Genomic DNA, 9,335 nt, shown 5'->3' with positions numbered 1-9,335 from the left:
TTACGAGGGTTTTCTCCAAGTTCTTTGGTGCTTTGCAAAACTTCGCTGGCTTCAAGTATAGCATCGTCTACATATCTGGAATTTAGGTTAAACATTTGTTGCAGTTCTTTCTTGAGTTCTTTTCGGGTTTTTCCTTCAAGCAGACGGTTATAAGCATATCTTTTGCAGGAGTTCCACTTTCGCATTAAGTTATCTAATACCTCGTTCTCCTCTGCCTTTGGAAATAACCGTGCCTGTATTGTTATGACTTGCTTCAGGGCTTTCACCACACTTACGATTTTGTACAATTAAACTTTATCCCTTGCTGAGCAAGTATTATTGCACTATTCTGCATTGTTTGGCTTAACTGTTGCTGCCTCCTTTAAAGAAAGATTTGGGGACTTAAATCTAAAACCAAGGTTAATTTATGGTTTAAACTACTTTTTTTAAACTCCTGTAATCCTGCTTTTAAAACTTCACGGGCAAAACTGCTTTTATTAGTTTTTAAAAGTATATGATAGCGAAAGTTTCTTTTTAACTTATAAAAGGGAGCTGCTGCCGGTCCAATAATTTCTACCTCCGGATTACATTTGCTGGCATTTTTTAATAAATTAACTAAATTATTTGCCCCCTCAATAACCTGCTGTTCGTCTTCGCCAGCTATAATAAGCCTAAATATTTTACTAAAAGGTGGATATCCTGTCTGTTTTCTCAAAGAAAGCTCCTTTAAGGCATACTGCTGGAAATTTCCCCGTTGCACCGCTTGAATAATATAATTTTCCGGATTAAAAGTCTGAATTATCACTTCTCCGGGCACGAGCCCTCTACCGGCTCTTCCGGCAACCTGGGTAAGTAAATTAAAACTTCTTTCCCCGGCGCGAAAATCCGGCAAATTTAAGCTTTGATCAGCATTTAATACTCCAACTAACGTTAAATCAGGAAAATCAAATCCTTTGGCCAACATTTGCGTTCCAATAATGATATCTGCTTCCCTATTTTTAATCGCCTCTAATATTTTATCATAGCTATTTTTACTCCTCATGGTATCGTAGTCGACGCGAAAAATTTTGGCTGGAAATAGCTTTTTCAGTTCCTCTTCAACCCTTTGGGTCCCATAACCATATAAATCAAGAGAGATTTCCTGACAAGCTGGGCACTTGCAGGTAAAAGCAATTTTTTTACCACAGTAATGACATTGGAAATTTTTTTCTTCTTTGTGATAGGTCATGGAAACATCACAATCAGGGCAGCGGTAAAAATAACCGCATTTTCGACACATAATCATTGGAGCAAAGCCCCGGCGATTTAAAAACAAAAAAACCTGTTCTCCCTTTTGGAGTCGCTCGCTAATTTTTTGTTGAAGCACACTGCTAATTATCCCGGTATTTCCTTCCTTAGCTTCCTTAAACATGTCAACAATAATGACCTGGGGATAAGGCCTATTTTGGTACCGCTTACCCAAAAAATAATATTTAATTAATCCTGATATTACAGCTGCATATGTTTCCATGGAGGGAGTAGCGGTACCCAACAAAAGGGGAATGCCCAAACGTTTAGCCCGCCAGTAAACCACTTCGCGGACATGATATTTAGGGGTTTCTTCTTGTTTATAACTGAGCTCGTGTTCTTCATCGAGAATAATTAATCCTAAATTTTGAAAGGGTAAAAAAGCTGCCGACCTGGTTCCCAATACCAAAACCGGACTACCCTTTTTTAATTCCCGCCAAACCGTGAACTTTTCCCGGGCATTCAAGCGGCTATGATAAACCAGAGTATTTTCCGGGAAGTATTTTTTCACCCGGGCAACCATCTGCGTGGTAATACCTATTTCTGGTAAAAGAAATAGTACCTGTTTCCCCTGGTTTAAAAAGTCTCCCGCTAACTTTAAGTAAATTTCCGTTTTGCCGCTGCCGGTAATTCCGTGTAATAATCCCACAAAATTTTTTGGCATATCCCGTTTTATTTGCTGATATACCTGCTTTTGACTCTCGGTAAGCTCAATTGGCGGTAAATTAGGTAGTGGTTTCTCTCTAATCTGGAGTATTCCCTGTTTAACCAATTTTTTAATAGTAGAAGTAGTTCTTACTAAACCCCTTTTATCCTTTAATAAGCTTATTACCGTCTCATCGTTTTGCAATCTTTTGCTTTTTTTTATCTTCTCTTTAAGTTTTGTTTCATCCACTACCGTACAAAATACTTCCACATCCTGATATACTTTCTCCGGAAAAGATATTAAAGTTAGTGCCTCGGTAATTGAACAAAGATAATACTCGGAAATCCACTTAACCATCTCCACCAATTCAGGAGTTAACCAAAGTTCTTCGGGTAAAACTTCTAAAATAGGTTTTATTTCCCCAGAAAAATCCTTTTCCTGGCCAAGAGAAAAGATAAAGCCTTCTTCCAAACGATTATTAAAATTAAACTTGACTTTGGCTCCAATTGCAACTTTTTTTATGTCAGAAGAGGGTAATTTATAAGTATATAAGCGATCTAAATGCCTTGACGGCCTTAGTAAAGCAACCTGGGCATAAACAGTCATACACTGCCCCCTTAAAATAATTAAAAACGAAAAAGGCTTAACCTTTTTCGTTTTGTTTATTTAAGTACTTTTCCCCTATTAACCGGGCAAGTTTTTGGGCAACAATTTTTTTGGATGCCCGGGGAATCAAGATTTTTTCACCATCCCTGGTGTAAACTACAATTTCATTTTCTTCCGAATCAAATCCTATATCAGTCCTGGAAACATCATTAGCTGCAATCATATCAAGATTTTTTTCTAAAAGCTTTTTTGCTGCATAATTTTCCAGGTCATGGGTTTGCGCAGCGAACCCCACCAAAAACTGATCCACCTTCCGCTCTCCCAAGCTTTTTAAAATATCTTTGGTTTTAATTAAATCAATGGTAAGAGAATTTTTTTTCGGTAGTTTTTGTTGAAACTTTTCTTTGGGCGTATAATCTGCTACCGCAGCCGCTTTAACTACGATCTGCACTTTTTCAAATAACTCATCAACCCTTTGGGCCATTTCCTCGGTAGTTTCAACGGAAATGAAGTTAACACCCGTTGGCGGTGCTAAACTTACCGGACCCGAAACTAAATATACTTCAGCCCCCAGGTTTCTAAAAGCTTCAGCTAAAGCAAATCCCATCTTCCCAGAACTCTTATTAGTAATAAACCGGACCGGATCAATGTACTCCCGGGTAGGTCCTGCCGTTACCAAAACTTTTATGCCTTTTAAAATTTTCTCCTGTAACAACTTTTCAACCTCAGCTATAATTTCCGGAATATCGGGAAGTCGACCCGGCCCCACATGACCGCAGGCAAGACTGCCGGAATCAGGCGCCAAGATATTAAAACCATGAGCAACTAAGCGGTTAAGATTTTCCTGCACAATACTGTTTTGATACATACGGGTATTCATTGCCGGGCAAATTAAAACAGGACAGTTTTTAGCGGCAACAATGGTGGTAAGCAAATCATCGGCAATGCCATTAGCTATTTTCCCAATAATGTTAGCGGTTGCCGGAGCAATTAAAATTAAGTCCGCTTCATCAGTAAGGGATATATGCAAAATGGGATCCGCTTCAGTAAAAATTTCCTTTAATACTTTATTACCGGTAACAGTGGCCAGTGATAGGGAAGTAACAAAGTTTTCTGCTCCTGAAGTTAATACGGGAAAAACTTGGTACCCTCTCTTGGTTAACTCCCTGGCCAACTCTACCGTTTTATATGCGGCAATTCCGCCGGAAATTCCCAGGATTATTTTGCCCTCAGACACGAAAACTTGGGCCTCCTTATTTATTTTGGGATGATTTAAGCCGCTGGTAGGTGATTAAATCGTTGCCGATTTCGTGTAAAGCAATGGTCACGGGTTTATTGGAAATATGTTTTAATTTACTTGATTCTCCAGCAGTAATTTGCCTGGCCCTTTTGGCTGTTGCTACCACTAATGTATACCGGCTATCCGCTTTTTTCATTAAAATATCTAAAGAAGGCTGGTTCATCTTTCTAAAACACCTCCTTCAAGTAAAACCCGGTAATTTACTCTTTTGGGTTTTAATTTTTCCGCAGTTAATACCGCTTCTAAATCATTAACCGCTGTTTCGAGATCATCATTTAATATTAAATAATCATACCAATCACAGTTAGCAATTTCTTCCCAGGCCATTTGCATCCTTTTAACAATAATTTCCTCTTTATCGGTACCTCTCTTCCGTAACCTTTCTTCCAGTATAGAAATGGAAGGGGGTAAAATAAAAACAAAAACACCCTCCGGGTAAGTTTTCTTCACTTGCCGGGCTCCTTTTATATCAATTTCTAAGATCACATCCTGTCCGCGCGCTAAAGCTTCAAATACGGGCTTTTTTGGTGTTCCATAATAATTTCCATAAACATCGGCCCACTCGAGAAATTCATCGTTTGCAATCATTTTCTCAAATTGTTGTCGATCAATAAAATAGTAATGAACCCCGTCAATTTCTCCCACTCTTTTTTCGCGGGTTGTTGCAGAAATAGAATAAAAGAGGTTTGGATTTCTTTTCCGAATTTCCTGGCAAATAGTACCTTTTCCTGCTCCCGAAGGTCCCGAAACTACCACCAGCATTCCTTTATGCATAACTTCTCCTTCTCTGTTAAAAATTTTCCTCTTGATTTTCTTTCGTATTAAGGCGATGGGCTACCGTTTCCGGCTGAACCGCTGATAAGATAACATGATCGCTGTCCATAATTATAACCGCCCGGGTTCTTCTACCATATGTGGCATCTATTAACATCCCTTTATCCCTTGCCTCGGAAATAATCCTTTTAATTGGTGCGGATTCCGGGCTGACAATAGAAATAATGCGATTCGCCGAAACAATATTACCAAACCCAATGTTAATAAACTTTATTTCCACCAAATTCCCTCCTTTACTCTATATTTTGAACTTGTTCTCTGATTTTTTCAAGTTCACTTTTTAAATTTACCACTTTTGTAGAAATAAAAAGGTCATTGGCTTTCGCACCAATAGTATTAGTTTCTCTAAACATCTCCTGCACAATAAAATCTAACTTTTTACCGATAGGTCCAGAATCATGGATAACCTCTAAAAAAGCTGTGATATGGCTTTTTAACCTGGTAATCTCTTCATCAATGCTTACCTTATCGGCATATAAAAGTACTTCCTGCAAGATCCTTTCCTCGGGTATACCTAAATTTCCCAAATCCTTTAACCGGTTTAAAAGTTTTTCCCGGTATTCTTTGGGAATTTCCGGCGCCCGACTTTCTATTTCCGTTACCAGGTTTTTAATCACGGTTACTTTCTGGCTAATATCATCTTGCAGGCGCTTGCCTTCATCCCAGCGCATAGCAATAAATTTCCCAAGGGCTTCATTTAAAGGAACTAAAAAATAATTCCAGATCTGCTCTTCATCAAATTGCGGTTCGGCTATTTTAAAAATATCCGGTAGCAGTAAAAGGTCTTCAATCTCAATATCCGCCTTAATTCCCAACGCTTCACCTATTTTTTGCAATTCTTTGTAATATTCATAGACTAAATTTTCATCAATTTTAACATTTTTGCTTAATGCTTCCTCTACTGTAACGTAAAGGTCAATCTTACCCCGATAAACCTTGCTTTGCACAACCTTTTTTATCTTTTCCTCAAGAAAAAAATAACGGCGGGGTAGTTTAACATTTATTTCCAGATATTTGTGATTTACTCCTTTTAGCTCTATTAAAATTCTCCCGAACTCTGAAATGCTTTCAGCCCGTCCATACCCGGTCATGCTGTGCATTTTTCTACAACCCCTACTCTAAGTTTTTTAAAAAGGTCTCTAAACGCTTTAAACCTTCTTTTAAATCCGCTAAACTCAAAGCATAAGAAAGGCGGATAAAGCGATCATCACCAAATGCAATTCCTGGAACCATTGCTACTAAGTAGTACTCTAACATAATTTCCGCAAAATCGGTACTGGTATTTATTATTTTTCCTGAATGTTTTTTCCCAAAACAGTTATCAATCCGCGGAAAAACATAAAAAGCTCCTGCAGGTTCAATTACCTTTAGCTTTAATTCCTGAAGTCTACTTACCACAAAATCCCTGCGTTTTTTAAATTCCTGCACCATCTTTTCAACGCTATCATCTTCAATGGTTAAAGCAGCTAAAGCCCCCCATTGAGCAAAGGAGGTCGGATTTGACGTCTGGTGACTTTGAAGTTCAATAAGTTTGGCGGCGTACTGTCTAGAGGCAGCCACATACCCTAAGCGCCACCCGGTCATACTATGGCTTTTCGAAAAACCGTTGACAATAAAAGTTTTTTCCTTCAATTCGGGGTTGGCAGCTACAAAACTAATTGGCTTTTCGGAAAAATATATCCGTTCGTAAATTTCATCAGCAATAATCAAAATTTCTCTGCCTTTTAACAACCGTCCGAGGCTTTTAAGTTCATCAAAGCTGTATACTACTCCGGTAGGATTAGAAGGAGAATTAATAATTATTGCTTTAGTCCGATTGTTAAGGTAATTTATTAATTTATCCGGTGCCAGCTTAAAATTTTCCCCAGTAGGGACCAAAATTGGTACTCCACCGGCCAGTTTGACCTGCTCCACATAGCTTACCCAATAAGGCACAGGAATAATTACTTCATCGCCGGGATTTAAAATTACCTGGAAAATATTATACAATCCGTGCTTTGCACCACAGGTAACCACTACTTCCTGGTCTTCATAATTTACACCGGTTCTTTGGGTTAAATATTCGGCTATTTTTTTTCTTAACTCCGGAATGCCACCTACCGGTGTGTACTTCGTTTTTCCCTGCCGTAAAGCATTAATTGCCGCTTCTTTAATGTATTCAGGTGTATCAAAGTCAGGTTCTCCCACCCCGAAATTAATCACTTTCTTTCCCTGCTTAATAAGTTCCTTAGCTTTTTTGTCAATGGCTAAAGTCGGCGATTCGCCAATCTGTAAGGCCCTCTCTGAAAACATCTTTATCCCCCCCGAGTCAATCTCAAGAAAAAAGTCCACTCCCTCAATACTGAGGGATGGACGCATAGTTAGAACTCAACCTTACCCAAGTGTTGCTCAATTCTTTGCAAAGCTTCTTTTAATCTTGAAGTTGGTATAGTTAAAGAAATTCGGAAATAACCTTCACCGTTTGTTCCATAGCCATTTCCTGGAGTTATGACAACCCCAGCTTTTTCAATTAAGTATTCTGCAAAACTCGCCGACGTAAATCCTTTGGGAACCGGAGCCCAAATATAAAAAGTCCCCTTGGGTTTACTTAAATTCCACCCTAATTTATTTAAAGTTTCAATTACCAAATCCCGTCTTTGGGCATAAAGGTCACATAATTCCTTTACCACATCCTGAGGTCCTTCTAATGCTTTGATTCCTGCATATTGGATAGCTTGAAATACTCCGGAATCAATGTTTGATTTTAACCGCCCCAAAGCATCTATTGCTTTTGCATTTCCTACCGCCCAGCCAATCCGCCAACCGGTCATGTTGTAGGTCTTCGATAAAGAATGAAATTCAATACCTACATCTTTGGCTCCCTTTACTTCTAAAAAGCTCGGAGCTCGATACCCATCAAAGGTAATTTCCGAATAAGCAGCGTCATGACACACTAAAATTTCATATTTTTTGGCAAAATGAACCACTTTTTCAAAAAATCCCAGGTCAGCTACTGCACCGGTAGGATTGTTGGGGTAATTTATGAACATTAATTTAGCCTTGCGTGCAACCTCTTCGGGAATACTATCAAGGTCCGGTAAAAACCCATTTTCAGGCTTTAATGGCATTTTATATGTAGTACCACCAGCTAATATCGTCCCACCCTCATACACCGGGTATCCCGGGTCAGGAACCAAAACTAAATCTCCGGGATCAACATAACACCAGGAAATATGCGCTATTCCTTCTTTTGAACCCAGGAGGGAAACTACTTCAGTCTTTGGATCTAACTCAACCCCAAATCTCCGTGCATACCAGGCAGCAACCGCTTGTCTGTAAGAAAGCATTCCAACCGAAGAGGGGTACTGGTGATTTTCCGGGTTTTGGGCTGCAAGGTAAAGTTCCTCAATAATGTGCTTTGGAGTAGGGGTATCCGGGTCACCAATCCCAAGGCTTATTACATCAACTCCTGCCTCTTTTTTTTCAGCAATTAATCTTTCAATTCGCGCAAACAAGTAGGGAGGTAAATTTCTAACTCTTGTAGCTTCTAACATTTGCCATCCCCTTTCCCAAGTGTTTTTATTAAATTATAAAAAATATTCTCCCTTAAATACTATTTCAGCAGGACCAGTCATATAAACGCTTTCCCCAAAAACCCAGTTAATAAACAAACTGCCACCGGGTAAAACAACTTCAACATCTTCCTGCAAATGGCCAAGAATACGTCCTGCCACTACAACCGCCGAAGCACCGGTACCGCAGGCAAGAGTAGCACCAGCACCTCTTTCCCAAACAAAAACTTTTACTTTCGCTGGACTCAAAATTTCTACGAATTCTACATTTGTTTTCCGCGGGAATAGCGGATGGGTTTCAATTAATGGACCATATTTTTCTAATTCAATTTTAGCTAAAGAATCAACAAAAATTACCGCATGGGGGTTACCCATAGATACCGCTGTGAAATAGAATTTTTGACCTAATACTTCAAGGGGAATATTAACCGGTTCTTCCTCCACCGCTACGGGAATCTCCTGCGGTTTTAGTATTGGCCGTCCCATATCAACCCGTACCATATTGTTCTCCAAAACTTCTGGTTTAATAATACCAGCCAAAGTCTCCACCTCTAATTGCTTCTTGGCCGGATTATATTTTTCAACATAATAGCGAGCCACACATCGAATCGCATTTCCACACATTTCTGCTTCGCTACCGTCGGAGTTAATTATCCTCATCTTAAAATCCGCTTTCTCGGACGGAAGCAACAAAACTAAACCATCGGCTCCAATACCAAATCGCCGATCACAAATTTTTTTTGCTAAGTCGGAAAGATTTTTATTTACTAAATTCTGGTTTTTTATTTCATCAATCACTACAAAATCGTTTCCCAATCCGTGCATTTTTAAAAACTCCATTGTAAACCTGGTATCCCAAACTGTACAAAACTGTACAGTTTGAGGCTGGGCTATTTGTAGTCCGCCCTTTCAGAGAGTGCCCATCCCCAGCAGGCGGTATTTAGACACTCCCATAGTCCCATCACCAAGCTATGGAACTTGCCGTAGCTTTCAGCCACCTTCTCCCATACCGCTTACAAGTATTCTCTTAAGCGGTGACAGGTCACGATATAATGGCCTGTCAAGGAGAGCTCCGGTCAGGAGGGCTACCCGCAAAACTCGCCACGGTTTGTACGGTAAGGTTTTCCCCTTT

At 39.5% G+C, this 9,335-nt stretch carries 9 protein-coding genes and 1 pseudogene; all 10 read right to left on the bottom strand.

All coding sequences use genetic code 11. The features are described 5' to 3' along the window. A pseudogene (locus CARFE_RS0112030) lies at positions 1–287 on the bottom strand (IS200/IS605 family accessory protein TnpB-related protein); the annotation flags it as partial. Between the two features lie 74 nt (positions 288–361). Then, positions 362–2,518, bottom strand: coding sequence for a replication restart helicase PriA (gene priA / locus CARFE_RS15130; RefSeq protein WP_051250311.1), 2,157 nt, complete (start codon positions 2,516–2,518; stop codon positions 362–364). 37 nt (positions 2,519–2,555) lie between these two features. Further along, on the bottom strand, positions 2,556–3,755 hold the full coding sequence (coaBC, locus tag CARFE_RS0112020) for a bifunctional phosphopantothenoylcysteine decarboxylase/phosphopantothenate--cysteine ligase CoaBC (protein ID WP_028052918.1): 1,200 nt from the start codon (positions 3,753–3,755) through the stop codon (positions 2,556–2,558). Between the two features lie 16 nt (positions 3,756–3,771). Then, positions 3,772–3,981: a DNA-directed RNA polymerase subunit omega gene (rpoZ, locus tag CARFE_RS0112015; RefSeq protein ID WP_011344394.1), complete on the bottom strand. Its 210-nt coding sequence runs from the start codon at positions 3,979–3,981 to the stop codon at positions 3,772–3,774. Further along, positions 3,978–4,592 (bottom strand): guanylate kinase, encoded by a 615-nt coding sequence (gene gmk / locus CARFE_RS0112010; RefSeq protein WP_011344395.1) that lies wholly within the window; start codon positions 4,590–4,592, stop codon positions 3,978–3,980. Before gmk ends, rpoZ begins: the two co-directional genes overlap by 4 nt. Positions 4,593–4,608: 16 nt before the next feature. Next, positions 4,609–4,872 (bottom strand): extracellular matrix/biofilm regulator RemA, encoded by a 264-nt coding sequence (gene remA / locus CARFE_RS0112005; RefSeq protein WP_011344396.1) that lies wholly within the window; start codon positions 4,870–4,872, stop codon positions 4,609–4,611. A 13-nt stretch (positions 4,873–4,885) separates the two neighbouring features. Continuing rightward, positions 4,886–5,752, bottom strand: a complete 867-nt coding sequence (locus CARFE_RS0112000) for a YicC/YloC family endoribonuclease (protein WP_034542122.1) — start codon at positions 5,750–5,752, stop codon at positions 4,886–4,888. Between the two features lie 13 nt (positions 5,753–5,765). After that, positions 5,766–6,944: a pyridoxal phosphate-dependent aminotransferase gene (locus CARFE_RS0111995; protein ID WP_034542121.1), complete on the bottom strand. Its 1,179-nt coding sequence runs from the start codon at positions 6,942–6,944 to the stop codon at positions 5,766–5,768. A gap of 68 nt (positions 6,945–7,012) precedes the next feature. Then, positions 7,013–8,185: an LL-diaminopimelate aminotransferase gene (locus CARFE_RS0111990; protein ID WP_011344399.1), complete on the bottom strand. Its 1,173-nt coding sequence runs from the start codon at positions 8,183–8,185 to the stop codon at positions 7,013–7,015. 33 nt (positions 8,186–8,218) lie between these two features. Next, a complete protein-coding gene (gene dapF / locus CARFE_RS0111985; RefSeq protein WP_028052915.1) occupies positions 8,219–9,043 on the bottom strand; it encodes a diaminopimelate epimerase in 825 nt (274 codons plus the stop codon). Positions 9,044–9,335 lie beyond the last annotated feature (292 nt).

It is taken from the genome of Carboxydothermus ferrireducens DSM 11255 (assembly GCF_000427565.1).
Taxonomy (GTDB): domain Bacteria; phylum Bacillota; class Z-2901; order Carboxydothermales; family Carboxydothermaceae; genus Carboxydothermus; species Carboxydothermus hydrogenoformans.
Note: the sequence above shows the minus strand (reverse complement) of the source record. Positions and strands in the feature narration are given on the sequence as shown.

Bases quoted from the DNA above. Each gene is read 5' to 3' on its own strand.
- CARFE_RS0112000 (WP_034542122.1), bottom strand. From the start codon at position 5,752: ATGCACAGCATGACCGGGTATGGACGGGCTGAAAGCATTTCAGAGTTC.
- rpoZ (WP_011344394.1), bottom strand. From the start codon at position 3,981: ATGAACCAGCCTTCTTTAGATATTTTAATGAAAAAAGCGGATAGCCGG.
- priA (WP_051250311.1), bottom strand. From the start codon at position 2,518: ATGACTGTTTATGCCCAGGTTGCTTTACTAAGGCCGTCAAGGCATTTA.
- CARFE_RS0111995 (WP_034542121.1), bottom strand. From the start codon at position 6,944: ATGTTTTCAGAGAGGGCCTTACAGATTGGCGAATCGCCGACTTTAGCC.
- CARFE_RS0111990 (WP_011344399.1), bottom strand. From the start codon at position 8,185: ATGTTAGAAGCTACAAGAGTTAGAAATTTACCTCCCTACTTGTTTGCG.
- dapF (WP_028052915.1), bottom strand. From the start codon at position 9,043: ATGGAGTTTTTAAAAATGCACGGATTGGGAAACGATTTTGTAGTGATT.
- gmk (WP_011344395.1), bottom strand. From the start codon at position 4,592: ATGCATAAAGGAATGCTGGTGGTAGTTTCGGGACCTTCGGGAGCAGGA.